The sequence below is a fragment of the Pseudomonas sp. AAC genome (genome assembly GCF_000725445.1).
Classification (GTDB): Bacteria; Pseudomonadota; Gammaproteobacteria; order Pseudomonadales; family Pseudomonadaceae; genus Pseudomonas; species Pseudomonas citronellolis.
This window is the reverse complement of sequence record NZ_KL647098.1, coordinates 181,908-206,705: the sequence shown is the minus strand read 5'-3', so window position 1 is coordinate 206,705 and position 24,798 is coordinate 181,908. Positions and strand designations below refer to the sequence as shown.

23 protein-coding genes and 1 pseudogene are annotated in these 24,798 nt (G+C 69.0%); 11 read left to right on the top strand and 13 right to left on the bottom strand.

Features of this window, described 5'->3' with window-relative positions; translation table 11 throughout:
- Positions 1-7: 7 nt before the first annotated feature.
- The 4 genes from FG99_RS18535 to FG99_RS18520 form a co-directional block, all read right to left on the bottom strand.
- Positions 8-1,249 (bottom strand): FAD-dependent oxidoreductase, encoded by a 1,242-nt coding sequence (locus tag FG99_RS18535; protein WP_043271774.1) that lies wholly within the window; start codon positions 1,247-1,249, stop codon positions 8-10.
- 5 nt (positions 1,250-1,254) lie between these two features.
- Positions 1,255-2,142, bottom strand: coding sequence for a bifunctional methylenetetrahydrofolate dehydrogenase/methenyltetrahydrofolate cyclohydrolase FolD (folD, locus tag FG99_RS18530; protein WP_043271773.1), 888 nt, complete (start codon positions 2,140-2,142; stop codon positions 1,255-1,257).
- The gene (purU, locus tag FG99_RS18525; RefSeq protein ID WP_043271772.1) at positions 2,139-3,005 is read right to left on the bottom strand and encodes a formyltetrahydrofolate deformylase; all 867 of its coding nucleotides are present in this window, start codon (positions 3,003-3,005) and stop codon (positions 2,139-2,141) included. Before purU (FG99_RS18525) ends, folD begins: the two co-directional genes overlap by 4 nt.
- A 548-nt stretch (positions 3,006-3,553) precedes the next feature.
- Positions 3,554-4,147: a helix-turn-helix domain-containing protein gene (locus FG99_RS18520; RefSeq protein ID WP_009622552.1), complete on the bottom strand. Its 594-nt coding sequence runs from the start codon at positions 4,145-4,147 to the stop codon at positions 3,554-3,556.
- Between the two features lie 287 nt (positions 4,148-4,434).
- On the opposite strand from FG99_RS18520, the gene glnT reads away from it, so the two are divergent.
- From glnT to FG99_RS18485, 7 genes are all read left to right on the top strand, one after another.
- Positions 4,435-5,769, top strand: a complete 1,335-nt coding sequence (glnT, locus tag FG99_RS18515) for a type III glutamate--ammonia ligase (RefSeq protein ID WP_009622550.1) — start codon at positions 4,435-4,437, stop codon at positions 5,767-5,769.
- A gap of 91 nt (positions 5,770-5,860) precedes the next feature.
- Complete coding sequence (locus FG99_RS18510) at positions 5,861-6,766, top strand: class II glutamine amidotransferase (protein ID WP_009622549.1); 906 nt, start codon at positions 5,861-5,863, stop codon at positions 6,764-6,766.
- A 32-nt stretch (positions 6,767-6,798) separates the two neighbouring features.
- Positions 6,799-7,473: a GltB/FmdC/FwdC-like GXGXG domain-containing protein gene (locus FG99_RS18505; protein ID WP_043271771.1), complete on the top strand. Its 675-nt coding sequence runs from the start codon at positions 6,799-6,801 to the stop codon at positions 7,471-7,473.
- 21 nt (positions 7,474-7,494) lie between these two features.
- Entirely contained in the window at positions 7,495-8,820 is a 1,326-nt protein-coding gene (locus FG99_RS18500; protein WP_009622547.1) for an FMN-binding glutamate synthase family protein, read from the top strand.
- A gap of 759 nt (positions 8,821-9,579) precedes the next feature.
- The gene (locus tag FG99_RS18495) at positions 9,580-10,899 is read left to right on the top strand and encodes an ammonium transporter (RefSeq protein WP_043271770.1); all 1,320 of its coding nucleotides are present in this window, start codon (positions 9,580-9,582) and stop codon (positions 10,897-10,899) included.
- Between the two features lie 11 nt (positions 10,900-10,910).
- Positions 10,911-11,249 carry a P-II family nitrogen regulator gene (locus tag FG99_RS18490; protein ID WP_009622545.1) on the top strand — a complete coding sequence of 113 codons (339 nt, stop codon included), beginning with the start codon at positions 10,911-10,913 and terminating at the stop codon, positions 11,247-11,249.
- 68 nt (positions 11,250-11,317) lie between these two features.
- Entirely contained in the window at positions 11,318-11,659 is a 342-nt protein-coding gene (locus FG99_RS18485) for a DMT family transporter (protein WP_043271769.1), read from the top strand.
- Between the two features lie 367 nt (positions 11,660-12,026).
- On the opposite strand, the pseudogene FG99_RS33295 reads toward FG99_RS18485, so the two are convergent.
- The 8 genes and pseudogenes from FG99_RS33295 to FG99_RS18445 all read right to left on the bottom strand — a co-directional run.
- Positions 12,027-12,608 (bottom strand): annotated as a pseudogene (locus FG99_RS33295) (PAS domain-containing methyl-accepting chemotaxis protein); the annotation flags it as partial.
- Positions 12,609-13,064: 456 nt separating this feature from the next.
- A complete protein-coding gene (locus tag FG99_RS18475) occupies positions 13,065-15,410 on the bottom strand; it encodes a trimethylamine N-oxide demethylase (protein ID WP_043271767.1) in 2,346 nt (781 codons plus the stop codon).
- Between the two features lie 49 nt (positions 15,411-15,459).
- Positions 15,460-16,830, bottom strand: a complete 1,371-nt coding sequence (locus FG99_RS18470) for a flavin-containing monooxygenase (protein ID WP_009622540.1) — start codon at positions 16,828-16,830, stop codon at positions 15,460-15,462.
- A 25-nt stretch (positions 16,831-16,855) separates the two neighbouring features.
- On the bottom strand, positions 16,856-17,713 hold the full coding sequence (gene purU / locus FG99_RS18465; protein WP_009622539.1) for a formyltetrahydrofolate deformylase: 858 nt from the start codon (positions 17,711-17,713) through the stop codon (positions 16,856-16,858).
- 53 nt (positions 17,714-17,766) lie between these two features.
- Positions 17,767-18,897 (bottom strand): aminomethyl transferase family protein, encoded by a 1,131-nt coding sequence (locus FG99_RS18460; protein WP_009622538.1) that lies wholly within the window; start codon positions 18,895-18,897, stop codon positions 17,767-17,769.
- Positions 18,898-18,929: 32 nt separating this feature from the next.
- On the bottom strand, positions 18,930-19,946 hold the full coding sequence (locus FG99_RS18455) for a heme-dependent oxidative N-demethylase family protein (protein ID WP_009622537.1): 1,017 nt from the start codon (positions 19,944-19,946) through the stop codon (positions 18,930-18,932).
- Between the two features lie 10 nt (positions 19,947-19,956).
- Positions 19,957-20,883: a PDR/VanB family oxidoreductase gene (locus tag FG99_RS18450; RefSeq protein ID WP_043271766.1), complete on the bottom strand. Its 927-nt coding sequence runs from the start codon at positions 20,881-20,883 to the stop codon at positions 19,957-19,959.
- Entirely contained in the window at positions 20,880-21,410 is a 531-nt protein-coding gene (locus FG99_RS18445; protein ID WP_043271765.1) for a dimethylamine monooxygenase subunit DmmA family protein, read from the bottom strand. The genes FG99_RS18450 and FG99_RS18445 overlap by 4 nt, the downstream gene beginning before the upstream one ends.
- A 244-nt stretch (positions 21,411-21,654) precedes the next feature.
- On the opposite strand from FG99_RS18445, the gene FG99_RS30830 reads away from it, so the two are divergent.
- From FG99_RS30830 to FG99_RS18425, 4 genes are all read left to right on the top strand, one after another.
- Positions 21,655-22,785 carry a sensor histidine kinase gene (locus FG99_RS30830; protein WP_051879047.1) on the top strand — a complete coding sequence of 377 codons (1,131 nt, stop codon included), beginning with the start codon at positions 21,655-21,657 and terminating at the stop codon, positions 22,783-22,785.
- A complete protein-coding gene (locus FG99_RS18435) occupies positions 22,754-23,380 on the top strand; it encodes a response regulator (RefSeq protein WP_009622532.1) in 627 nt (208 codons plus the stop codon). Before FG99_RS30830 ends, FG99_RS18435 begins: the two co-directional genes overlap by 32 nt.
- Before the next feature lie 12 nt (positions 23,381-23,392).
- Positions 23,393-24,127 (top strand): PAS domain-containing protein, encoded by a 735-nt coding sequence (locus FG99_RS18430; protein WP_043271764.1) that lies wholly within the window; start codon positions 23,393-23,395, stop codon positions 24,125-24,127.
- A gap of 84 nt (positions 24,128-24,211) precedes the next feature.
- The gene (locus FG99_RS18425; RefSeq protein WP_043271763.1) at positions 24,212-24,610 is read left to right on the top strand and encodes a DUF1801 domain-containing protein; all 399 of its coding nucleotides are present in this window, start codon (positions 24,212-24,214) and stop codon (positions 24,608-24,610) included.
- Between the two features lie 7 nt (positions 24,611-24,617).
- Here the strand turns inward: FG99_RS18425 and FG99_RS31455 are convergent, their stop codons facing one another.
- Positions 24,618-24,779 (bottom strand): DUF2474 family protein, encoded by a 162-nt coding sequence (locus FG99_RS31455; protein WP_081884670.1) that lies wholly within the window; start codon positions 24,777-24,779, stop codon positions 24,618-24,620.
- Positions 24,780-24,798: the final 19 nt, after the last annotated feature.

The window sequence follows — 24,798 nt, the reverse complement described above, 5'->3', positions numbered from 1 at the left end:
CGCATCCTCAGTGGCTGGCCGCGGTGGCGCCCATTTCGTTGACCTGCTGGAAGCGGCTGAAGCGCTCCAGGGCGAAGGGCGCGATCAGCTCCGGCACCTTGCCGCCGCTGGCCACAAGCTCGGCCATGGTCTTGCCGCAGATGGGCGTGGCCTTGAAGCCCCAGGTGCCCCAGCCGGCGTCGAGGTAGTAGTTCTCGACCGGCGACAGGCCCATGATCGGGCTGTAGTCGGGGGTCATGTCGGTGATCCCGGCCCACTGGCGCATCAGCTTGGCGTTGGCCATGAACGGGAACATCTCGATGGCGTGGGCCAGCAGGCTTTCCTTCAGGTCCAGGGTCGAGCGGGTGTTGTACAGCGGGTAGGGGTCGGAGCCGCCGCCGAAGACGATCTCGCCGCGGCTGGTCTGCTGCACGTAGCAGTGCAGCGCCGAGGAGCTCACCAGCGGGTCGAGGAACGGCTTGAACGGCTGGGTGACCATGGCCTGTAGCGGGTAGGTGTGGATGGGCGCGCGGATGCCGGCCTTGGCCATCAGCAGTGAGCTGGCCCCGGCGATGGCCTGGACCACGCAGCCGCACTGCACGGTGCCGCGGTTGGTCTTCACGGCCTCGATGCGGCCGTCGCGCACCACCAGGTCCTGCACTTCGGTGAGCTGGTGGATTTCCACGCCGCGCTTGGCCGCCTGCTTGGCGTAGCCCCAGGCCACGGCGTCGTGGCGCGCGGTGGCGCCGTCGATGTGCCACAGCCCGGCGATCACCGGCAGGTGCCCGGGGTCGAGGTTGAGCGTGGGCACCAGCTCGCGGATCTGCTGGCGGTCGAGCATCTCGGTGCGCCCGCCAAAGTGCTTGTTCACCTCGGCGCGCTGGCGGAAGGCGCGCACCGTGGCGTCGGTGTGGGCCAGGGTCAGCTGGCCGCGCTCGGAGTACATGATGTTGAAGTCGAACTCGTTGGACAGGCCCTGGAACATCCGCACCGACTCGGCGTAGAACTTCACGCCCTCGCTGGTGAGGTAGTTGGAGCGGATCACCGCGGTGTTGCGCGCGGTGTTGCCGCCGCCCAGGTAGGCCTTCTCCAGCACCGCGACGTTGGTCACGCCGTGGTACTTGGCCAGGTAGTAGGCGGTAGCCAGGCCGTGGCCGCCGCCGCCGATGATCACCACGTCGTAGCGCGGCTTCAGCTCGCAGGGCGGCGGCAAGTCGACTTCCACCGGGTAGTCGGCGCTCAGGCCGTATTTCAGGAGGGCGAAAGGCATGCTGCTTACTCCGCGGTGGTGCCGGCGCGTTGCAGGCGCGCGGCGGCCAGGGTGTTCTTCATCAGGTAGGCGATGGTCATCGGCCCAACGCCGCCGGGCACCGGGGTGATGGCCGCGGCCTGGGACAGGGCGCTGGCGAAGTCGACGTCGCCGACCAGCTTGCTGCGGCCGTCCTCGTCGATGCGGTTGATGCCCACGTCTATCACCACCGCGCCGGGCTTCAGCCAGCTGGCGTCGACCAGGCGCGGCTTGCCCACGGCGGCGACCACGATGTCGGCCTGGCGGCACAGCTCGCGCAGGTTGGCGCTGCGCGAGTGCACCACGGTCACCGTGCAGTGGGCCTTGAGCAGCAGCGCGGCCATCGGTTTGCCGACGATATTGGAGCGGCCGATGACCACCGCGTGCTTGCCGGCGAGGTCGCCGCAGGTGTCCTGCAGCAGGCGCATGCAGCCGGCCGGGGTGCAGGGTGTGAGCACGTCGCGGCCCTGGCTGAGGCCGCCGACGTTCTCGCTGTGGAAGCCGTCGACGTCCTTCAGCGGGTCGATGGCCTGGAGCACGCGGTTTTCGTCTATGTGCTTGGGCAGCGGCAGTTGCACGAGGATGCCGTTCACCGCCGGGTCTTCGTTCAATTCGGCGATCAGCTGGAGCAGGGCGGCCTCGCCGGTGTCCGCCGGCAGCTTGTGCTCCAGCGAGCGGATGCCGACTTCCTCGGCGCGCAGCACCTTGTTGCGCACGTAGACCTGGCTGGCCGGGTCGCTGCCCACCAGCACCACGGCGAGGCCCGGCTGGATGCCATGCTCGCGCAGGGCCAGGACTTCCTCGCGGACCTCGGCGAGCACCCGCGCCGAGGTGGCCTTGCCGTCGATGAGCTTGACGCTGGGAATGGCATTCATTTGAAGATCACCGTGCGGTCGTGGTTGAGGAAGACGCGATGTTCCAGGTGGTACTTCACCGCGCGGGACAGCGCGATGGTCTCGGTGTCGCGGCCGATGGCCACCAGGTCGTCGGGAGCGTAGGCGTGGTCCACGCGCTGCACTTCCTGCTCGATGATCGGGCCCTCGTCGAGGTCGCTGGTGACGTAGTGCGCGGTGGCGCCGATCAGCTTCACGCCGCGCTCGTAGGCCTGGTGGTAGGGCTTGGCGCCCTTGAAGCCGGGGAGGAAGGAGTGGTGGATGTTGATGGCCTTGCCGGAGAGCTGCTTGCACAGGTCGTCGGAGAGGATCTGCATGTAGCGGGCGAGCACCACCAGCTCGGTGCCGGTCTCGGCGACTATCTTCAACAACTCGGCTTCCTGCTGGGCCTTGGTGTCCTTGGTCACCGGCAGGTAGATGAAGCGGATGCCCTCGCGCTCGGCCATGGGGCGCAGGTCGAGGTGGTTGGAGACGATGGCGGTGATCTGCATCTCCAGTTCGCCCTTGGCGTGGCGGTAGAGCAGGTCGGCCAGGCAATGGTCGAACTTGCTGACCATCAGCAGCACGCGCATCGGCTTGGCGCTGCTGTGCAGGCTCCAGTCCATGTCGAAGCGGCTGGCCACGTCGGCGAAACCGGACTCGATGTTGCCGATGTCGCCCTCCAGGCCCTCGTTGAAGCGGAACACGGCGCGCATGAAGAAGCGGCCGCTGCCTTCGTCGTCGAACTGCGCCATCTCGCTGATGTAGCAACCCTGCTCGGCCAGGTAGGTGGTCACCGCCGCGACTATCCCGGACACCGCCGGGCAACTGATGCGGATGATGAAGTGGCTAGGGGCGTGGTGCATGTCGGGTCCTCGTGATGTGTGGAGGCAGCTCGGCGCGCAAGGGCGGAAGTTTCACCGGCGTGGACGGCTTTTGCCGGTGAAGGGATTTTTACTGTTGGGAATATAAATTTCCTTTCGCGCTTTTATAGGCGAAGCGAAACCGTGGGTCCATACCCTGGGGAAAATTTTTATCCTGACAGGAAAGTTTTCGGCCGGACGGTCGGGGAGTGCAGGGGGCCGGCGGATCGTTGTAGGAGCGAGCTTGCTCGCGAACCGCATGGCACCGTATTTGTTCGCGAGCAAGCTCGCTCCTACAGGGGGACGGTGCAGGCATTGACATCGGCGGATAACCGCGAATGGTTATGCGCCCTACGCGGGAATCACGCCTCACCTCGGACTGTAGGAGCGGGCCCTGCCCGCGATTTCGCGCGCAGGGCGCGCTCCTACAGGGTGTGGTGCGGGTGGGGTGGTGTAGGAGCGGATCTCATTCGCGAATCGCGCCGGAATCTCCGGCTATCGCGGACAAGCTCGCTCCTACAGGGGAATGGCGTGCCTGGTCTCCCGGCCGCTCAATCGTTGCCGTAGTTCATGATCGACAACAGCCGGATCGGCACCTGCACCAGCTTCTCCGGGCCGTGGGGCGTTTCGCCGTCGAAGGTCAGGCTGTCGCCGGCCTGCATGGGATAGAGCTGGTTGCCGTGGCGGTACACCAACTCGCCCTCCAGCAGGTGGAGGAACTCGGTGCCGGGGTGGGAGAAGGTCGGGAACTCCTCGCTGGCGTCGTCCATGCTGACCATGTAGGCCTCGAAGTTCTTCTTCGGCCCGCGGGTGTGGTTGAGCAACTGGTAGGTGTGACCCTTCTCGGTGCCGCGGCGCACCACTTCCAGGCCGTCGCCGGCCTTCACCAGCAGGGCGTTGCCGTCGGGCTGGTCGTACTGGCTGAAGAGTTTCGACATCGGCATGCCGAGCACGTCGCACAGGCGGCTCAGGGTGTCGAGGCTGGTGGAGACCTGGGCGTTCTCGATCTTGCTCAGCATGCCCTGGCTGATCCCCGCGATGCGCGCCACGTCCGCCAGCTTGAGCTCCTGCGCCTGGCGCTGGCGCTTGATCTGCATGCCCAGGTACTGCTCCAGGCGGAGGCGCGGTTGGGTCTCGGTCGACATTCAGGGTTCCTGCACGGTTTAGGTTCAAGAATAATTATTTCGCACTGAGAAAGTGCGGAGGGGCGGCTGCGGCTTGGCAACTTTCCCACAGTGAAAGCAAGTTTCCCATATATACAGAAGAAAAGCCGCCGTGGCTGCCTCCCATCACGGCGCTCCGGACTTGGCACTGGCATTGCATTCCTAATGGGAAAGTAAGTTTCCTGAGCGGAATTCGAGGGGCGGAAGCCCCGGCGCAAACCGCCCCAGGCACCGACAACGCCTTGCCCATTCAACCGGAGAGCTCCCCCATGTTGCCAAGCGAAACCCAGCGCACCATCGACCAGCACGGCATCAAGTACGTGCTGGCCCAGTTCGTCGACATCCACGGCGCGGCGAAGACCAAGTCGGTGCCGGTGTCCGGCCTCAAGGCGGTGGCCGAGGAGGGCGCCGGGTTCGCCGGGTTCGCTATCTGCGGCATGGGCATGGAGCCCCACGGCCCGGACTTCATGGCCCGCGGCGACCTCTCCACGCTGATCCCGGTGCCCTGGCAGCCGGGCTACGGCCGCGTCGTGTGCATCGGCCACGTCGACGGCAAGCCGCACCCCTACGACAGCCGCTTCGTGCTGCAGCAGCAGGTGCAGCGCCTGGCCGACAAGGGTTGGGTGCTGAACACCGGGCTGGAGCCGGAATTCAGCCTGTTCCGCCGCGATGCCCAGGGCAAGCTGCAGCTGGTGGACGCCTCGGACAACCTCGACAAGCCCTGCTACGACTACAAGGGCCTGTCGCGCTCCCGCGAGTTCCTCGAACGCCTGACCGAGGCCCTGCAGCCAGTGGGCTTCGACATCTACCAGATCGACCACGAGGACGCCAACGGCCAGTTCGAGATCAACTACACCTACAGCGACGCCATGGAATCGGCCGACCGCTTCACCTTCTTCCGCATGGCCGCCGGCGAGATCGCCAACGACCTGGGCATGATCTGCTCGTTCATGCCCAAGCCCGATCCCAAGCGCGCCGGCAACGGCATGCACTTCCACCTGTCGATCGCCAGTGCCAGCAACAAGAACCTCTTCCACGACCCGTCCGATCCCAGCGGCGTGGGCCTGTCGAAGCTGGCCTACCACTTCGCCGCCGGCCTGCTGGCCCATGGACCTGCGCTGTGCGCCTTCGCCGCGCCCACGGTCAACTCCTACAAGCGCCTGGTGGTGGGCCGCTCGCTGTCCGGCGCCACCTGGGCCCCGGCGTTCATCGCCTACGGCGCCAACAACCGCTCGGCGATGGTGCGCATCCCCTACGGGCGCCTGGAGTTCCGCCTGCCCGACGCCGGCTGCAACCCCTACCTGGTCACCGCCGCCATCATCGCCGCCGGCCTAGACGGCATCGACCGCCAGCTGGAGCCGGGCGAGATGTGCAACGAGAACCTCTACAACCTCAGCCTGGAGGAGATCGCCGCGCGCGGCATCAAGACCCTGCCGCAGTCGCTGAAGGAAGCCACCGATGCGCTGGAGGCCGACCCGCTGTTCCGCGAGGTGCTCGGCGCCGAGATCGTCGACGAGTTCATCAAGCTCAAGCGCATGGAGTGGGTGGAATACAGCCGCCACGTCTCCGACTGGGAGATCCAGCGCTACACCGAATTCTTCTGACCGCCGCGCCCGCCGGGCGCACCCCATTTACCCCTCTGGGCGACCGTGACGACCAAGCGGCGGCCGCCTGCTGCCTCGAAGGAGACGAACCATGTGCGGAATCGTAGGCCTCTACCTGAAGAAGCCCGAACTGGAGAGCCAGCTCGGCAAGCTCTTCGAACCCATGCTGCAAGCCATGACCGACCGCGGCCCGGACAGCGCCGGCTTCGCCATCTACGGTGACGAAGTGGCCGACGGCTGGGTCAAGCTGACCCTCCAGGCCAGCGACGCCGGCTACCCCTGGGCCGAGCTGATGGGCGCTTTGGAAGCGCGCCTGGGCTGTTCGCTGGACTGGTTCCAGAACGCCAGCGCCGCGGTGCTGAAAATCCACTGCGACGAAGCCGCGGTGCGCCAGGCCCTGGCCGAGCTGGCCCCGGCGGTGCGCATCATGAGCGCCGGGCAGAGCATCGAAATCCTCAAGGGCATGGGCCTGCCGCAGGAAATCTCGCAGCGCTTCGGCCTGGCCGGCATGAAGGGCAGCCACATCATCGGCCACACCCGCATGGCCACCGAGAGCGCGGTGACCATGGAGGGCAGCCACCCGTTCTCCACAGGCGCCGACCTGTGCCTGGTGCACAACGGCTCGCTGTCCAACCACTTCCGCCTGCGCCAGGAACTCAAGCGCCAGGGCATCGCCTTCGAAACCGACAACGACAGCGAGGTGGCCGCCGGCTACCTGACCTGGCGCCTGCGCCAGGGCGACAGCCTGGCTCAGGCCCTGGACGGCGCGCTGAACGACCTGGACGGCTTCTTCACCTTCGCCATCGGCACCCGCAACGGCTTCGCCGTGATCCGCGACCCCATCGCCTGCAAGCCGGCGGTGCTGGCCGAGACCGACGACTACGTGGCCATGGCCTCGGAGTACCAGGCCCTGGCCAGCCTGCCGGGCATCGACAAGGCGCGCGTCTGGGAACCGGAGCCGGCCACCCTCTACGTCTGGGAGCGCGAAAGCGCCTGACCCGCACCGAGCAGAACATTGGAGACCCTTGCATGAAGACCATCGACCTTTCCAGCGCCTCGGTGCGCGAACTCAACCAGGCCCTGCACGGTGAGGTGCAGGACCGCGAATGGCTGGTGACCCACCCCGACGGCAAGCACAACCTGGCCGTGGGCATCGACCAGGCGGTGTCCGTGGATATCCAGGGCCACGCCGGCTACTACTGCGCGGGCATGAACCAGAAGGCCAGCGTCACCGTGCACGGCAACGTCGGCGTGGGCGTGGCGGAGAACATGATGTCCGGCAGCGTGCGGGTGAAGGGCAGCGCCTCCCAGGCCGCCGGCGCCACCGCCCACGGCGGGCTGCTGGTGATCGAGGGCGACGCCGGGGCGCGCTGCGGCATTTCCATGAAGGGCGTGGACATCGTGGTCGGCGGCAGCATCGGCCACATGAGCTGCTTCATGGGCCAGGCCGGGCGCCTGGTGGTCTGCGGCGACGCCGGCGACGCCCTGGGCGACTCGCTCTACGAGGTGCGCATCTACGTCAAGGGCGAGGTCAAGTCCCTGGGCTCGGACTGCATCGAGAAGGAAATGCGCGCCGAGCACCTGGCTGAACTCAAGGAGCTGCTCAACCGCGCCGGCTTCGACGAGGACCCGGCCGCCTTCAAGCGCTACGGCTCGGCCCGCCAGCTGTACAACTTCAAAGTCGACAACGCTTCGGCCTACTGATCGCGCCGCGAGGAGACCCCCATGAGCGAGAAACACACCCCGGTGCTGCGCGAGTCCGCCACCTTCGACCGCCTGACCATCCAGGAAATCCAGCGCGCCGCCGAGACCGGCATCTACGACATCCGCGGCGGCGGCACCAAGCGCAAGCTGCCGCACTTCGACGACCTGCTGCTGCTCGGCGCCAGCGTCTCGCGCTACCCGCTGGAAGGCTACCGCGAGAAGTGCGGCACCGACGTGGTGCTGGGCACCCGCTTCGCCAAGAAGCCGATCCACCTGAAGATTCCGGTGACCATCGCCGGTATGAGCTTCGGCGCGCTCTCGGCCAACGCCAAGGAGGCCCTGGGCCGCGGCGCCAGCATCGCCGGCACCAGCACCACCACCGGCGACGGCGGCATGACCCCGGAGGAGCGCGGCCAGTCCCGGCACCTGGTGTACCAGTACCTGCCTTCGCGCTACGGCATGAACCCCGACGACCTGCGCAAGGCCGACGCCATCGAGATCGTCCTGGGGCAGGGCGCCAAGCCCGGCGGCGGCGGCATGCTGCTGGGCATGAAGGTCACCGAGCGCGTCGCCGGCATGCGCACCCTGCCGATCGGCGTCGACCAGCGCAGCGCCTGCCGCCACCCGGACTGGACCGGCCCGGACGACCTGGCGATCAAGATCGCCGAGCTGCGCGAGATCACCGATTGGGAGAAACCCATCTACGTGAAGATCGGCGCCAGCCGCCCGTACTACGACGTCAAGCTGGCAGTGAAGGCCGGCGCCGACGTGATCGTCCTCGACGGCATGCAGGGCGGCACCGCGGCCACCCAGGAAGTGTTCATCGAGCACGTCGGCATCCCCATCCTGCCGGCCATCCCGCAGGCGGTGCAGGCGCTGCAGGAAATGGGTATGCACCGCCAGGTGCAGCTGATCGTCTCCGGCGGCATCCGCAACGGCGCCGACGTGGCCAAGGCCATGGCCCTGGGCGCCGACGCGGTGGCCATCGGCACCGCCGCGCTGGTGGCCCTGGGCGACAACCACCCGCGCCTGGACGAGGAACTGAAGAAGATCGGCTCGGCCGCCGGCTACTACGACGACTGGCAGAACGGCCGCGACCCGGCCGGCATCACCACCCAGGACCCGGAGCTGTCCAAGCGCCTGGACCCGGTGGAAGCCGGCCGCCGCCTGGCCAACTACCTGCGGGTGCTGGTGCTGGAGGCGCAGACCATGGCCCGCGCCTGCGGCAAGTCGCACCTGCACAACCTCGACCCGGAAGACCTGGTGGCCCTGACCGTGGAAGCCGCGGCCATGGCCCGCGTGCCCCTGGCTGGCACCAACTGGGTGCCGGGGCAGGTGCAGTACTGAGTCACGGCGGGTAGTCCCGAAGGCCGGCGAGCGATCGCCGGCCTTTTTGTTTTCGCCGGCAGGGCATCGCGGACGGAGTCCGCTCCTACGGTTACAGGGAAGCACGGGCGTAGGAGCAACTGTCTTGCGCCGATGTGCTCTTCGTAGGATGGGTTGAGCTTGCGATACCCATGCTGCCGTGGTGATGGGTATCGCTTCGCTCAACGCCATCCTACGAAAAGCCGTGCTTCCTGGCACCGTAGGACCTTGTCCGCGATGGCCGGAACCAACGGCGCGCATCGCGGATGAATCCGCTACGCCGCCCCACCCACACCATTCCCATGTAGGAGCGCGCCCTGCGCGCGAATCGCGGGCAGGGTCCGCTCCTACAGGTTACCGGGAGGTACGGTATTCCTCCTCCGTAGTAGCGGACTCCGTCCGCGATTGGATTTACCGGCCACGCCGGACACCCCGGCGCGGGCCTGCCATATTGCTTGGCAGGAAATTCAAATTCGCACCAAGAAAATGCGCAGCCCGCCGGCCACAACCCTGGCCCGCTCACCGCCCCTCCGGAACAAAGCCTTTCCATTCAATCACCTAGCAGAAATTACCGGCTTCCGGCGAGCCTTGGCAGGCCAATTGCTATGCCTCCAGGGAAATAAAGTTGCCCTACAGGAAGGCACTGGCTACGGCCCGGCCACCTGCCCAGGGCGCTCGAAACGCCGGCCCGTGCCCCGACCGCGGGCCGGCCCCGTCCCCGTCGGTTGGAGGCAACAGGCAATGATCCGGTTTTCACACGTGAGCCGCAGTATGTTGGGCCTTTCCCTGCTGTTCGGCAGCGTCGCCGCCCTGGCGAACGAGGCGCCGCCGGCGATCAACAGCGGCGACACCGCCTTCGTCGCGCTCTGCTCGCTGGTGGTGTTGCTGATGACCCTGCCGGGCCTGGCGCTGTTCTATGGCGGCATGGCGCGGACCAAGAACGTGCTGTCGATCCTCATGCAGGTGTTCTGCACCGCCTCGCTGATGTCGGTGCTGTTCGCCGTGTACGGCTACAGCCTGACCTTCACTGACGGCGGCGCGCTGCAGTCGGTGGTCGGCGGCCTGGACAAGCTGTTCATGGTCGGCATCACCAAGGACTCGGTGGTCGGCACCATCCCCGAGTACCTGTACTTCCTGTTCATGCTGCTGTTCGCCGCCATCACCCCGGCGATCATCGTCGGCGCCTTCGCCGAGCGCATGAAGTTCGCCGCGGTCATGGTGTTCATGGCGGTGTGGCTGACCATCAACTACATCCCCATGGCGCACATGGCCTGGGGCGGCGGCTGGGTGTTCGACCTGGGCGTGCAGGACTTCGCCGGCGGCAACGTGGTGCACCTCAACGTCGGCATCGCCGCGCTGGTGGGCGCCTGGCTGCTGGGCCGGCGCCGCGGCTTCGGCACCGCCACCCTGGCGCCGCACAACATGACCATGACCCTCACCGGCGGCTCGCTGCTGTGGGTGGGCTGGCTGGGCTTCTGCGGCGGCTGCGCGCTGGCCGCCAGCGGCTTCGCCATGCTGGTGATGGTCAACACCATGCTCGCCAGCTGCGCCGGCGCCCTGGCCTGGATGCTCGTCGAATGGCAGCACAAGGGTAGGCCGAGCTTGTTCGGCGCGGTGTCCGGCGCCATCGCCGGGCTGGTGGCGATCACCCCAGCGTGCGGCTACGTCGGCCCCATGGGCGCCATCCTGCTCGGCCTGATCGCAGGTCCGGTGTGCGTCTGGTCGGTGGACAAGCTCAAGCCGATGATCGGCCTGGACGATGCCTTCGACGTGTTCGGCGTGCACGGCGTGGCCGGCATCCTCGGCGGCCTGCTGACCCCGGTGTTCGCCCTCACCGCCATCGGCGGCCAGGGCTTCCCCGAAGGCCGCGGGCTGTTCGACCAGTTGCTGGTCAATGGCGGCGCCATTCTCTTCAGCATCTGCTTCTCCGGCGTCACCAGCCTGGTCGCCTTCAAGGTGGCCGCGGCGCTGTGCGGCGGGCTGCGCGTGGACGAGGAAGCCGAGGTGGACGGGCTGGACCTCTCCGCCCACGGCGAAGTCGGCTACAAGTACTCCAACTGAGGATGGCCGTCATGAAACTCATCACCGCGATCATCAAACCCTTCCGCCTGGACGACGTACGCCTGGCGCTGACCGAGGCCGGCGTGCACGGCGTGACCGCCACCGAGGTCAAGGGCTACGGCCGGCAGAAGGGCCATTCGGAGGTGTACCGGGGCGCCGAGTACGTCGTGGAACTGCTGCCCAAGGTGAAGCTGGAGGTGGTGGTCGGCGACGCCCTGTGCCAGGCCGCCGTCGACGCCATCCTCAAGGCGGCGCGCACCGGCAAGATCGGCGACGGCAAGGTGTTCGTCCAGGACCTGGAGAGCATCGTGCGCATCCGCACCGGCGAGCTGGGCGAAGACGCCGTCTGAGCCCCTTGCAGCACCCAGCGCCGACGCCTTTGCGTCGGCGTTGTTTTTTGGCAAAGGAGAAACGACCGATGGCCTGGTTGAACGGCTGGGGCTACCTGGTCCTGGCGGGGCTCTGCGAAGTGCTGTACGCCTCGATCATCCCCCGCACCGAGGGCTTCACCCGGCTGGGGCCGAGCCTCTACTGCGGGGTGTTCCTGGCGCTGAGCATCTACCTGCTGAGCCTGGCGGTGCGGGAGCTGCCGCTGGGGTTGGCGTATGCGGTGTGGGTGGGAATTGGCACGCTGGGTACGGTGGCCTATGGCAGCCTGTTTCTCGGGGAGCCGTTGGGGGCGTTGAAGGCGCTGTGCCTGGTGATGATCGTGGGGGGGATCGTCGGGTTGAAGCTGGTGGGGGGAGGGGAGGTGGTGTAGGGGGGATCGTGGGCGTTGTCCCGTTCGTGCCATTGCCATGTAGGAGCGCGCCCTGCGCGCGAAATCGCGGGCAGGGCGCGCTCCTACAGGGGGATAGAGGTGCTGGGGTTGAGAGCGCCCTCTCCCTAACCCTCTCCCTGAAGGGAGAGGGGACCGTTCGGAGTGCTCGGGTATTTTGGAGTCAGCCGGCTAGCACGAAGTTGCCGGCTGACGCCAAATCCATTCTCGGCACGGACTAGCCCCCTCTCCCTTCAGGGAGAGGGCTGGGGAGAGGGGACGGCGTTCATCTCAAGCACAGCTGCTACCGGCGAGTACCGTTCGCGAGCAAGCTCGCTCCTACGAAAAGCTTGCGCCTGCTGGTTCAGTGCTGCTGCAGCATCGCCTGGATCTGCTGCACCGACTCCTGGGTGCGCCGTGCCAGGTTGCGTACCTCGTCGGCGACCACGGCGAAGCCGCGGCCCTGTTCGCCGGCGCGGGCGGCTTCTATGGCGGCGTTCAGGGCCAGCAGGTTGGTCTGCTCGGCTATGCCGCGGATCACCCCGGCCACCTGGGCGATCTGCCCGTAGGTGGTCTGGATGTTCGCCTGCTCGCGTTCGTGCAGGGCGGCGGCGGCTTTTTCGTCGCTGATCTCGCGCACCGCGCCGGTCACGTACAGCAGGCGGCCGCGGTTGTCGCGCAGGCAGCGGCCGCGTTCGCGGAACCAGATTTCGCCGCGGCTCTTGTGGCGCATGCGGTATTCCACCGCGTAGGAGCCGTCGCCGTTGGTGTCGGCCATGGCGGCGTTGAAGGTCTGCATGACCGTCTTCAGGTCGTCCGGGTTGACCACGCCGAAGTAGCTGTCCCAGCCGTCGGGGAATTCCTCGCGCCGGTAGCCGATCAGCTCGCGGAACTGCTCGGACCAGCGGATCAGGTTGTGCGGGTGGTCCGGGTCGCCGTTGACCACGTTCATCGCCCAGCAGCCTTCGGTGAGGGTGCGCTGGGTCAGTTCCCAGACCTGGCGTTCCTCCTGCCATTGCCGGCGTTCGGCCTCCAGCTCGCCGAGCTGGCGCTGCTGCTGTTCCAGCTCGTCGCGCAACTGCTGGTTCTGCTGCTCGGCCTGGGCCAGGCGCCGTGTCAGGTCCTGGTATTCCTCGGCGCTGCAGGGCGCTGGCGGCTGCCGTTCGGCGTGCTGGCGGAAGCTCAGCAGCTCCTGCCAGCCACGCTGCAGGCGTTCCAGGCTGGCGCGCAGGCGCGGCTCGCAGTGCCGCGGCGGCGCCGTGTCAGGTTCGCTGGAAAGCTGGTCGAGCCACTGGCCGAGCTCCTCGGCCAGGTTGCGGGATGCCTTGCTGAACCACATCGGCCGTTCCTCCTTGGTCTGCGAGCGACGCGTTGCCTACACACTGCAAAAGCCACTCCAGAAAGCGCCTCAGGCGCGCACGCGGCTCTTCTGCGGGTCGTAGGCCACGGTGCCGGCGGCCACTTGCGCGCGGATGCGCTTCTGCTGGCCGTCGAGCTTGCCGACCTCCACCGCCGTGCCCGGCTCGCAGTAGCCCACGTCCAGCCGGCACAGGGCGATGTTCCTGCCCAGCAGCGGCGAGCGGGTGGCGCTGGTGACGACGCCGACCTGGGCGCGGCCGACGTGCACGCAGTCGCCGTGCGCGGCCGGCTCGTTGCCTTCCAGTTCCAGCCCCACCAGGCGGCGTTGCGGGTTGGCGCTGCGCTTTAGCAGGGCATCCTTGCCGATGAAGTCGGCCTGCTTGGTCTTCAGCGGCACGCAGAAGCCGATGCCGGCCTCGAAGGGGTCGGTCTGGTCGTCGAACTCGTAGCCGGCGAACACCAGCCCGGCCTCGATGCGCAGCATGTCCAGCGCGTGCAGGCCCAGGGGCACCAGGCCCAGCGGCTCGCCCAGCTGCCACAGGCGTTGCCACACGGCCATGGCGTCGCTCGGGTGGCACCACAGCTCGTAGCCCAGCTCGCCGGTGTAGCCGGTGCGCGAGACCATCAGCGGCGCGCCGTTGTAGTCGTCGAGGCGGCCGCTGAGGAAGCGGAACCAGCCCAGGTCTTCCAGCTGCGGCTGGGTGCCCGGCGTCCAGACCATGCCCTTGAGCAGTTCGCGGGCCAGCGGGCCCTGCACGGCGACGTTGTGGATCTGCTCGGAGGCGCTCTTGATCCACACCTTCATGCCCAGCTTCTGCGCCTGTTCGCGCAGCCAGTCGCCGGCGTAGTCCTCGCCGCCGATCCAGCGGAAGGCGTCCGGCCCCAGGCGCAGCAGGGTGCCGTCGTCGAGCATGCCGCCGTGTTCGTAGCACATCGCCGAGTACACCACCTGGCCGACCGCCAGCTTGCGCACGTCGCGGGTCAGGCAGTAGTCCAGCAGGGCCTCGGCGTCCGGGCCCAGCACCTCGAACTTGCGCAGGGCGGAGAGGTCCATCACCGCCACTTTCCCGCGGCAGCCGTGGTATTCCTCGATGGCGCCGTAGCCGTCGAAATGCGTCGGCGTCCAGAAGCCGCGGTAGTCGATGAACTGCCGGGTGAGGGCGGCGGTGCCGGGGTGGAAGCCGCTTTCGCGGGTCAGTTGCGGGTCGGCGTCGGGCGTCTTGCGGTTGGCCATGGCGATACTGAAACGCTCCTTTTCGCTGTACACGCGGACGTGGATGTCGGTGGGCTGCCAGCCGTTGGCCGGGTCGATGTCGTCGGGGCAGGAACTGCTGGCGCAGACCAGGTCGGTGAGGGCGCGCAGCAGCACGTAGTCGCCGGGGCGCGACCAGGGTTCGTCGAGGGTCAGCTGCTGGTGCGCGTCGACCCCGGTGTTGAAGAAGAAGTTGATCGCCGGCCAGCCGGCGCGGCCGCGCACGCCATGGCTGGCGAGGGCGCGGCTGAGGTTGTCGCTGCAGTTGGCGTGGCCGAAGTAGCCCTGGGCTTCGTAGTAGCGCGCGGTGCAGGCCAGGGCGAAGGTGTCGTGGCGGCCCACGGTGTCGCGCACCACCTCCAGCATCGGCTGCAGGTCGCGGTCGTAGAAGCGGCTGTACAGGCCCGGGCCGGGGTAGGCGTTGCCGTTGAGGGTGCGGGTGACGGTGGGGTCGAGGTCGATCTCGCGGCCGGCGTCCAGGCCGCGGCGGTCGAAGGCGACGAAGTCCGAGCACTGCCGGCCGGCGACGTCGAGCACCTGGATGTACTGCCCGGCGGCGACCGTGTAGGCGTTGGCGCTGCCGGGGCGGATGGTGAATTCGTCCAGCACCTCGCCCAGCGGCGCCGGCAGCGGCGGGGCGAGCAACTGGCGCGGGTTGGCGCGGTGCACCAGCAGGCGCAGCTCGCTGGCCCGCGCCTGGCTGTCTACCGGCGTGGGGCCGCCGGGCGCGGCGACTATCACCAGCAGCGCCGCGCCGGCGTCGAGGGTGCGGCTGAAGCCGGCCGGCGTGCCGCCTTCCCACAGCCGCGCGGTGCTCGGCAGGTGGCGGCAGTCGATGCCGCGCCGGGCCAGGCCGGCGCTGACGTGGGCGGCCTCGCGGCTGCCGTCGTGCAGCAGGTGGTGGATGAAGTCGGTGCCGGGGCTGGGCGCCAGGCCGAGGTCGGCCAGGGCCGGGCGGCCATCGGCGGCGAAGGCCAGCAGTTCGGCGCCCTGGTCGCCTTCCAGGTCGATGGCCTGCAGCCGGTCGCCGGCTTCCAGGGCCAGCACGGTCAGGCCGCCGGGGGCGACGCGGTGGCGCTCCAGCGCCGGGGCGCGGGCGAACAGGGCCGGCTCGAAGGGCCGGCTCGTCACGGGCAGGTTCATTCTCGTGCTCCACGCAAGGCGGGGCGGCGGGGCCGCCCCGGGAGAAGGCTCAGAGGGCTTTCCTGAGCTGGTCCACCGGCTGGTCGGCCAGGTAGGCCTCCAGCGAATCGTCCAGGGCCTGCAGCCAGGGCGTGTGGTGCGGCGTGGCGAGGGTGCCGGTGATCAGCGAGCGGTGGCACTTGTCGCGGTAGCCCATGATGTTTTCGTACTTGTCCTGCTTCCATTGCAGGAAGGTGTTGTTCACCTCGGCGATGTCGAAGCTGGGGTAGTCGGTGGCCTCGATCAGCTGGCGGATGTACTCGCCCTGGAACTCGAACATCTGCCGGGCGTTCTCCAGGGTTTCCTCCTCCTGGCGCCAGGCCAGGTCCTCGGCGCGCATCAGCGCCGGGCTCGGCAGGGCGATGCGCCCGAGGATCACGTCGCGGGCGTACCAGGCCTGGGCGTCGAACATGTTGAAGCTGTACCACTGGTCCTGCATGCCGAGGTAGACCAGCCGCGGGTTCTGCTCCCAGAACACGCCCTTGTAGAGGTTCAGCGGCCACAGGCGGTTGTCGGTCTTCAGCCGCAGCTCCTCCGGCAGGAAGGGGAAGTGGTGCTTGTAGCCGGTGCACAGGATGATGGCGTCGACGCGCTTGCTGCTGCCGTCGGCGAAGAAGGCGGTGCTGCCCTTGACCTGGGTGAGCAGCGGTTTCTCCTCCCAGTTCTCCGGCCACTTGTAGCCCATGGGCGCGCTGCGGTAGCAACTGGTGATGCTGCGCGCGCCGTATTTGAAGCACTGCGAGCCGATGTCCTCGGCCGAGTAGCTGCCGCCGACGATGAGCACGTCCTTGCCCTGGAATTCCAGGGCGTCGCGGAAGTCGTGGGCGTGCAGCACGCGCCCGGCGAAGCTCTCGAAGCCGTCGAAGTAGGGCACGTTGGGCGTGGAGAAGTGGCCGCTGGCGACCACCACGTAGTCGAAGGCCTCGCTGTAGGTGCGGTCGTCGTCGTAGCTGTGGGCGGTGACCTCGAAGGTGCCGCCGGCCTCGTCCCAGGTGACGTTGCGCACCGTGGTGTTGAAGCGGATGTAGGGGCGCACGCCGGCCTTGACCACGCGGCCCTTGATGTAGTCCCAGAGCACCTCGCGCGGCGGGTAGGAGCCCATGGGCCGGCCGAAGTGCTCGTCGAAGCTGTAGTCGGCGAACTCCAGGCATTCCTTCGGCCCGTTGGACCAGAGGTAGCGGTACATGCTGCCGTGCACCGGCTCGCCGTGCTCGTCCAGGCCGGTGCGCCAGGTGTAGTTCCACATGCCGCCCCAGTCGGCCTGCTTCTCGAAGCAGACCAGTTCGGGGATCTCGGCGCCCTTGTCGCGCGCCGACTGGAAGGCCCGCAGCTGGGCCAGGCCGCTGGGGCCGGCGCCGATGATGGCGACTCTTTGCTTCATGTCCGGTGCTCCACGTTCGTCGTTGTCAGGAGAAGATCACGGTCTTGTCGCGGTTGATGAACACGCGGTGCTGCAGGTGGTACTTGAGCGCCCGCGACAGGGCCACGGTTTCGGTGTCGCGGCCGATGGCCACCAGCGCCTCGGGGCTGTAGGCGTGGTCCACGCGCTGCACTTCCTGCTCGATGATCGGGCCCTCGTCGAGGTCGCTGGTGACGTAGTGCGCGGTGGCGCCGATCAGCTTCACGCCGCGCTCGTAGGCCTGGTGGTAGGGCTTGGCGCCCTTGAAGCCGGGGAGGAAGGAGTGGTGGATGTTGATGGCCTTGCCGGAGAGCTGTTTGCAGAGGTCGTCGGAGAGGATCTGCATGTAGCGGGCGAGCACCACCAGCTCGGTGCCGGTCTCGGCGACTATCTTCAACAACTCGGCTTCCTGCTGGGCTTTGGTGTCCTTGGTGACCGGCAGGTAGATGAAACGGATGCCTTCGCGCTCGGCCATGGGGCGCAGGTCGAGGTGGTTGGAGACGATGGCGGTGATCTGCATCTTCAGCTCGCCCTTGGCATGGCGATAGAGCAGGTCCGCCAGGCAATGGTCGAACTTGCTGACCATCAGCAGCACGCGCATCGGCCGCTGGCCGTCGAACAGCTGCCAGTGCATGTCGAAGGGCACGGCGACGTCCTCGAAGCCGTCGCGCAGGGCCTGGATGTCGCCCTTGGCGTCGGCGTCGAAGCGGAACACGGCGCGCATGAAGAAGCGCCCGGTGATCTCGTCGTCGAACTGCGACAGCTCGCTGATGTAGCACTGCCGCCCGGCCAGGTAGGTGCTGACGGCGGCGACTATCCCGGAGCGCGCCGGGCAGTCGATGGTGAGGATGTAGTGGGTGTCCATGTTCGGTCTCGCAGCGGGGTGGAAGGCCGCCCGGCGCACCGGGCGGGCAGGGCTCAGCCCTTGGCGGTGCGCTTCTTCTTCTCGGGGTCGTCGAAGGGCAGGGTGTGGGCGATGGCGCCGGCCTGCAGGCTGCCGCGCACCTGCAGCGGCACGCCCTGTTCGGCGCAGTCGGTGCTCAGCCGGGCGATGGCCATGGAACGGCCGGTCAGCCGCGAGTACATGGCGCAGGTGATCAGCCCCACTTCCTGCCCGGCATGCCACAGGGTGTCGCCGGCCTGGGCGGCCTGCTCGCCGTCGAGCAGCACGCCGAAGATGCGGAAGCGCTCCTGGCCCTTGAGCCGGTAGTGCTCGCCGGCGCCGCGGAAGTCCTGCTTGCCGGGCGACACGGTGAAGTCCAGGCCCAGCTCCCAGAGGCTGTCGCCGGCCTTCTCGTCGGCGAAGGGGTACATCTGCGAGTTGTCGTAGGGGTAGAACAGCAGGTAGCTCTCCACCCGCAGCCAGTCCAGGGCGGTGAAGGCGCAGGGGATGATGCCCAGGTCCTTGCCCTGTTCGAGGATGCCGTCCCAGATGGCCGGGGCGTCGGCGGCCTTGCAGAAGATCTCGTAGCCGCGCTCGCCGGTGTAGCCGGTGCGCGAGATCATCACCGGATGCCCGAACAGCTTGCCCTGCAGGTGGTGGAAGTAGGGCAGCTCGCGGATGCCCGGCACGTGCCTGGCGAGGAAGTCCACCGCCAGCGGGCCCTGCAGCGACAGGTCGTGCAGGTCGTCGTCGAACAGCACCGCCACCTGCCGGCCCTGGGCCGAGCGAATGAGCATCTCGTGGCCGACGCCGGCGCCGTGCACCACCATGAAGGCGTTGGGGCCGGTGCGGTAGACGATGCAGTCGTCGGCGAACCTGCCGTCCTCGTCGAGCATGCAGGCGTACACCGACTTGCCCGGGTAGAGCTTGGAGATGTCGCGGGTGGTGGCCCAGTCCAGCAGGCTCTCGGCGTGGGGGCCGACGTAGTGCACCTTCTTCAGCCCGGACACGTCCATCAGCCCTGCGCGGGTGCGGATCGCCTCGTGGTGGTCGGCGAGGTCGCTGGCGTAGGTCCAGGCGGTGCCCATGCCGTTCCAGTCCTCGAGTTTGGAGCCAAGCGCCAGGTGGCGTTCACGCAGGGCGCTGATGCGCCAGGAATTGGCCATGGGGTAATCCTCTTGTAGTGGGTGGCGGTTCTTCAGGCTTGCGGATCGAACGGCCGCAGCCAGTCGAGCAGGGCGCCGCGGTAGCGGCTCAGGCCCTTGTAGTCGGCGATCGGCTCGGGCAGGTCGCGCAGCACGCGGTACAGGCGCCGGGCCCAGTGCGGCTGGGTGGCCAGCTCGTTCATGCTGATCAGGTAGGTGCGGATGCTGAACATCAGCGCGTGGCTGCGCGGCAGGCGCGCCATCACCTGCAGCTCCACGCGCAGGTGCACCAGCTCGCCGGCGTTCTGCGCGGTGACGCTGCCGCGGTCGGCGCCCCACTCGTGGTAGGTCTCCGGCGAGGTGTCCAGGCGCGGGTTGATGGTCATGGTCCAGTTCAGCCGGCGCATCGGCTGGCCCACCTGCAGGTTCAGCAGGTACTTCAGGGCGCGGTCGAACACGCCCATCTGGTGCGCCATGGGCACCGGCGAGTGCCACTGCTTGAAGCTCATGCCGGCGTCGAAGGCCAGCGACCAGTCGGCCGGGCCGGTGACCATGCCGGCGTCCATGAACAGGTCGCCGTCGCGCTGGTCGAGCAGGGCGAAGTCGCCCTGTACCTGGCGGGTGATGTATTCCAGCGGCTCGCAGGGCAGGCTGCCGGCGTCGCCGTAGGTGAAGCGCTGGTGGATGCCCAGCACCAGGTTGCGCCACTCCCACTGCGCGCCCTCGCGGCGCAGCTGGAAGTACTGCGGGTAGTCGCTGGAAAGGCGCTCCATCAGCAGCGCCAGGGCGTCCCAGGCGGCCGGCTGCATGTGCGGCATCACCAGGCAGCGCGTCGGGTCGCGCTGCAGCACCAGGGCGCGCTCGGCCACCTCGGAGCGGTAGTGCTCGTCGATGTCGAACAGGTGCTCGAACACCGAGCCCGGCTCGCGCGGCACGGCCGGCTCGATGTTCACCGAGTACTGGTAGCGGTCTTCCGGGAAGGGGAACGGGAAGCGGCGGATGGCCTCCGCGCTGTTGGCGAAGCTGAAGGCCTCGCGGTAGCGCTCCACCGGCTTGAGGGTCGTGGGCATCGTGGTTCTCCTAGAGGTCGAGCAGGATCGGGCCGCAGCCGCGGGATACGCAGGGCATCAGGCTGCCGGCGCGTTCGCCGGCGTCGAGGACGTGGTCGCGGTGCTCCACCTCGCCCTTGAGGTAGCGCGTCTGGCACTGCCCGCAGACCCCGCCGCGGCACAGACTGGGCACTTCCACGCCGGCGCCTTCCAGGGCTTCGAGCAGGCTCTGCTCGGCGCCCACTTCCAGCTGGCGGCCGCTGCGCGCCAGCTCCACGCGGAACGGCTGGCCCGGCTCCGGCGCGGCGAAGGCTTCCCAGTGCACCCGCGAGTCGCTCCAGCCCAGCGCCGCGGCCTGCTCGCGCAGGGCCAGCAGCAGGCGCTGCGGGCCGCAGGCATAGACGTGGCTGCCCAGCGGGCGGTGGCGCAGCAGCTGATTGAGGTCCAGCGCGCGCTGGGCGCCGTCGTATTCGTGCAGGCGCTCGCCGAGCAGCTCGCGCAACTCGCCCAGATAGGCGTCGCTGATCCCGCTGCGGTAGGCGTAGTGCAGTTCGAAATCCGCGCCGCGGCGCAGCAGTTCGCGGCAGTGGGCGAGGAAGGGTGTGATGCCGATGCCGCCGGCCACCAGGATGTGCCGGCGCGCCTCGCCGTGCAGGGCGAACAGGTTGGCCGGGGCGCCGACGCGCAGCCGGTCGCCGACCTGCAGTTGCTCGTGCAGGTAGCGCGAGCCGCCGCGGGACTTTTCCTGGCGGCGCACGGCGATGCGGTAGTGGCTGGCGTCGGCCGGGTCGCCCAGCAGCGAGTAGGCGTTGCGCAGGCCGTTGGGCAGGCACAGCTGCACGTGGCTGCCGGCGGAGAAGCCGGGCAGCGCGCCGTCCACGGCCTCGAAGGTGAATTCGCGGATCACCGGGGTGAGGGCGCGCACGGCGCTCACCCGCACGTCGAAGAAGGCGCTCATGGGCGGGCCTCCGCATAGGGTTGGTCGGCGTCGGCGCACACGCCCAGGTAGGCGCCCAGGCGCTGGGAGAAATGCCGCCGCACTTCCAGGCGCACGCCGCATTGGCGGCAGTCGTGGTGGTCGGCGGCGCCGGCGCTCTGCAAGGTGCCGCAGTGCACGCAGTACAGCGTGCGGGCGGCCCCGCCCTGGCGCAGCAGGTGGATCTCGTCGGGGCGCAGGCCGGCCTGGCGGGCCAGGGCATGCAGCGGCCAGAGGAAGGCCTCGTCGCCCCACAGCAGCAGCTGCAGGCCGACGCTGGCGCTGGCCAGGCGCTCCCGCAGGGCGCGCTGGGCGTTCTGTGCGTCGGTAGCCAGCAGTTCCAGTTCGCCGGCGGCCAGCCCGAGGCGGGCGGCCAGGGCGCGGGCCTGGTCGGCGTCGGCCTGTTGCATCACCAGCAGCGCCTGGCCGCCGGCCAGGCGCGGCGGGGCGTCGTAGCGGGGCAGGCTGGGCAGCGGCGGGGCGCTGGCGCAGAGAGCGGTATCGGTCATGGCTTCCTCGCTGGGTGGGTCGCCGCCGTGCCCGATCCTGAGGCGCGGGGCCTTGTGTTGGTGCGCATCCGGGCGCTGGCGGCGGCGAACTTTCGTGTTTCGCGTTGGGGAAAATATTTTCCTGTTGCGAATAACCGCTCAATCCGCAGGAGGTGATATCTCCAAAGGGGTAAGGGCCGCGGGGAGGCCCCGCCGAGGGCATGAAAGTTGCTGCCGCTAGCGCAATTGCGAACGAGGGCTGGGCATGGGCGCACGGCGTGCGGGGTGGCTGGATTGCTGGCGGCAACGATGGCTCGCAGGCGCCGTCGCGTCCGCGCCACGGCGCGCCGAGGCCGAGCTGCTGCGCGGGCTGCTGGAGGAGCCGGGCAGCTGGGCGCCGCTGGCGCGCCTGCTCGCCGACCTGGCGGCGGCCCATCCCGCCGCCGCGCCCTGCCTGCTGCTGGACGAGCCCGGTCTGGCGGAGCCGCTGCGCCGCCCGGCGGCCTTCTGCGCCGAGCCCGACTGCCCATTGCGCGACCTGCCGGCCTTGCGCGCCGGCCCCTGCCGGCCCTGCCGGGCGCGTGGCGAGCCGCGCCAGCTGTGGCCGCTGGAATCGGGCGGCCATGCCGCGCTGGCGCTGCAGGACGCCACTGGCCGCCAGCACCGGGCGCTGCTGGCCTGGCTGCCGTTGCTGGCCGCCAGCGCCCACGGCATCGCCCGCCAGCGCGCGCGGCTGCGCCTGGAGCGCCACGGCCAGGACACCCTGCTGGCCCGCGAGCTGCACGACTCGGTGGCCCAGCAGCTGGGCTTCCTGGCCTTCCAGGCGAACCGCCTGCAGGGCCAGCTGCAGCGCCCGCAGCAGGCCGCGCCGTTGCTGGAGGAACTGCGCCACGGCCTGCAAGCGGTGCAGCGCCAGGTCCGCGAGCTGATCGGCAATGCCCGGCTGAGCCTGGGCGGGCGCAGCCTGCGCCAGTCGCTGCTGGATTCGGTGGAGGAGTTCGGCCGGCGCAGCACCATCGTCTTCGAACTGGACAACCGCCTGCCCGGCGGCCTGCTCGACGACGAGCAGGCCCTGCAGGTGCTGCAGATCGTCCGCGAAGCGCTGGCCAACATCGTCCGCCACTCCCACGCGCGCACCGCGCGCATCGACCTGCGCCTGGCCCGGGGCGAGCTGCGGGTGACGGTCGAGGACGACGGCGTCGGCCTGCAGGCCTGCGGCGAGACCGGCCACTTCGGCCTGTCGATCATGCGCGAGCGGGCCCTGGCCATCGGCGCCGGCCTGAGCGTGAAGACCATCCCGCCACGGGGCACGCGGGTCGCGTTGCGGCTGCCCGGCGTGGCCCTCAACCCGGAGGAGAAAGTCGATGCACAGCGCCACCTTGCTGCTGATCGATGACCACCCGCTGTTCCGCCGCGGCCTGGCCGAGCTGCTCAGCGAAAGCGGCGAGTTCACCGTGGTCGGCCAGGCCTCCAGCGGCCGCGAGGGCATCAGCCTGGCCTGCCAGCTGAGCCCGGAGCTGATCCTGCTGGACCTGCACATGCCCGGCCTGGGCGGCCTGCAGGTGCTCGACGAGCTGCGCCAGCTGGAGCTGGACAGCCAGGTGATAGTGCTCACCGCCTCGGCCGACCGCGCCGAGCTGGCCGCCGCCCTGCGCCTGGGCGCCGAGGGCTACCTGCTCAAGGACACCGAGCCGGAGGCGCTGCTGGACTACGTGCGCGGCTGCGGCCGCGGCTCGGTGCAGCTGGACGGCAGCCTGGTGGCGCTGCTCGCCGAGCCCGGTCCCGCCGCGCCGCCGGACGAACTCACCGCCCGCGAGGGCCAGACCCTGGCGCTGATCGCCCAGGGCCTGAGCAACAAGCGCATCGCCCGCGAGCTGGGCATCAGCGACGGCACCGTGAAAATCTACGTGAAGAACCTGCTGCGCAAGTTCCACCTGGGCTCGCGCCTGGAACTGGCCGCCTGGGTCCACCGCGGCGGCGGCCCGCACTGAGGAGGACGGCACATGGCAACTCCCTTCGCCGATGGCCGCGACGACGGCGACCGCTACCCGGTGGCGCTGCTGCGCCTGGACGGCCGCGGCCGCATCCGCCGGGCCAACCGCGCCTGGCGCCTGTTGATGGGCGACAGCGGCCTGGGCGAGGAACTGGCCGCCTGCCTGCACCAGGAGGACCTGCCCGGCTGGCGCGCGGTGCTGCGCCAGGCCCGCCAGGGCGACGGCGCGCGGCAGTGCCTGCGCTTCATCGATGCCCACGGGCGCCTGCGCTGGTTCGACGTGCAGCTGGACGGCGACGCCGAGACGCTCTACCTGTCGCTCAGCGACGCCACCAGCCAGCGCCGCCAGGACGCCCGTCTGGAGGCCAGCCGGCGCGGCGCCGCCAGCCTGCTCGACGGCCTGCCCGGGCTGATCTACCGCGGGCGCAACAACCGCCAGTGGACCATGGAGTTCGTCAGCGCCGGCTGCCTGCAGCTCACCGGCTACCCGGCGCAGTACCTCACCGACACTTACGAACACAGCTACAGCACGCTGATCCTCGAGGAATACGCCGAATACGTCTGGGCCGGCGTGCAGCAGGCCCTGCTGCGCCGCGAGCCCTACGAGCTGACCTACCGCATCCGCTGCGCCGACGGGCGGATCAAGAACGTCTGGGAGAAGGGAGTGGGCATCTATGCCGACACCGGCGAGGTACTCGGCATCGAGGGGGCCATCTTCGAGGTGGGAGCACCGCCGCCGACGTGACGATTTCGCCTGTCGCGGGCCCGTCCCTGGTCGATACTCAAGCGGTCATGCCGGCGGCCGCCGGCGCGCGAGAGGGAGAGTGCGATGAGCGAAGACAAGCCTGTGGCGGCGGACGACGCCGGCGCCCTGATCAGCGCGCGGATCGCCGAGCTGGGCGACTGGCGCGGCGAGGTGCTGGCGCGGGTGCGGGCGCTGGTGCGCGAGGCCGAACCGGAGGTGGTCGAGGAGTGGAAGTGGCGGGGCGTGCCGGTGTGGTCGAGGGGCGGCATTCTCTGCACCGGCGAGACCTACAAGCAGGTGGTGAAGCTGACTTTCGCCAGGGGCGCGGCGCTGGAGGACCCGGCGGGGTTGTTCAATGCCAGCCTCGAAGGTACGACCCGGCGGGCCATCGATATCCATGAGGGCGAGGTACTGGACGAGGCGGCGTTTCGCGCGCTGATCCGCGCGGCCGTGGCGGCGAACCTGGCGAAGCGCCGCGGCTAGCGGCGCGTCAGTGGGTCTTGAGGCCGGCGGCGGCCATGGCCAGGCGGATCGCCTCGGCGGCCAGCAGCACGCTGCCGACGCCGCCCAGCCAGAGGGCGAGCAGCCACAGCAGTTGCTTGCGCAGGGGCTGGCCCGGCTGCTGCGGCGCGGGGTTCGGGGTAGGGCTCATGTGGGCTCCGTGGCTGGGT

Coding starts and splice junctions, on each gene's coding strand:
- FG99_RS18535 (WP_043271774.1), bottom strand. CDS start 1,249: ATGCCTTTCGCCCTCCTGAAATACGGCCTGAGCGCCGACTACCCGGTG.
- folD (WP_043271773.1), bottom strand. CDS start 2,142: ATGAATGCCATTCCCAGCGTCAAGCTCATCGACGGCAAGGCCACCTCG.
- purU (WP_043271772.1), bottom strand. CDS start 3,005: ATGCACCACGCCCCTAGCCACTTCATCATCCGCATCAGTTGCCCGGCG.
- FG99_RS18520 (WP_009622552.1), bottom strand. CDS start 4,147: ATGTCGACCGAGACCCAACCGCGCCTCCGCCTGGAGCAGTACCTGGGC.
- glnT (WP_009622550.1), top strand. CDS start 4,435: ATGTTGCCAAGCGAAACCCAGCGCACCATCGACCAGCACGGCATCAAG.
- FG99_RS18510 (WP_009622549.1), top strand. CDS start 5,861: ATGTGCGGAATCGTAGGCCTCTACCTGAAGAAGCCCGAACTGGAGAGC.
- FG99_RS18505 (WP_043271771.1), top strand. CDS start 6,799: ATGAAGACCATCGACCTTTCCAGCGCCTCGGTGCGCGAACTCAACCAG.
- FG99_RS18500 (WP_009622547.1), top strand. CDS start 7,495: ATGAGCGAGAAACACACCCCGGTGCTGCGCGAGTCCGCCACCTTCGAC.
- FG99_RS18495 (WP_043271770.1), top strand. CDS start 9,580: ATGATCCGGTTTTCACACGTGAGCCGCAGTATGTTGGGCCTTTCCCTG.
- FG99_RS18490 (WP_009622545.1), top strand. CDS start 10,911: ATGAAACTCATCACCGCGATCATCAAACCCTTCCGCCTGGACGACGTA.
- FG99_RS18485 (WP_043271769.1), top strand. CDS start 11,318: ATGGCCTGGTTGAACGGCTGGGGCTACCTGGTCCTGGCGGGGCTCTGC.
- FG99_RS18475 (WP_043271767.1), bottom strand. CDS start 15,410: ATGAACCTGCCCGTGACGAGCCGGCCCTTCGAGCCGGCCCTGTTCGCC.
- FG99_RS18470 (WP_009622540.1), bottom strand. CDS start 16,830: ATGAAGCAAAGAGTCGCCATCATCGGCGCCGGCCCCAGCGGCCTGGCC.
- purU (WP_009622539.1), bottom strand. CDS start 17,713: ATGGACACCCACTACATCCTCACCATCGACTGCCCGGCGCGCTCCGGG.
- FG99_RS18460 (WP_009622538.1), bottom strand. CDS start 18,897: ATGGCCAATTCCTGGCGCATCAGCGCCCTGCGTGAACGCCACCTGGCG.
- FG99_RS18455 (WP_009622537.1), bottom strand. CDS start 19,946: ATGCCCACGACCCTCAAGCCGGTGGAGCGCTACCGCGAGGCCTTCAGC.
- FG99_RS18450 (WP_043271766.1), bottom strand. CDS start 20,883: ATGAGCGCCTTCTTCGACGTGCGGGTGAGCGCCGTGCGCGCCCTCACC.
- FG99_RS18445 (WP_043271765.1), bottom strand. CDS start 21,410: ATGACCGATACCGCTCTCTGCGCCAGCGCCCCGCCGCTGCCCAGCCTG.
- FG99_RS30830 (WP_051879047.1), top strand. CDS start 21,655: ATGGGCGCACGGCGTGCGGGGTGGCTGGATTGCTGGCGGCAACGATGG.
- FG99_RS18435 (WP_009622532.1), top strand. CDS start 22,754: ATGCACAGCGCCACCTTGCTGCTGATCGATGACCACCCGCTGTTCCGC.
- FG99_RS18430 (WP_043271764.1), top strand. CDS start 23,393: ATGGCAACTCCCTTCGCCGATGGCCGCGACGACGGCGACCGCTACCCG.
- FG99_RS18425 (WP_043271763.1), top strand. CDS start 24,212: ATGAGCGAAGACAAGCCTGTGGCGGCGGACGACGCCGGCGCCCTGATC.
- FG99_RS31455 (WP_081884670.1), bottom strand. CDS start 24,779: ATGAGCCCTACCCCGAACCCCGCGCCGCAGCAGCCGGGCCAGCCCCTG.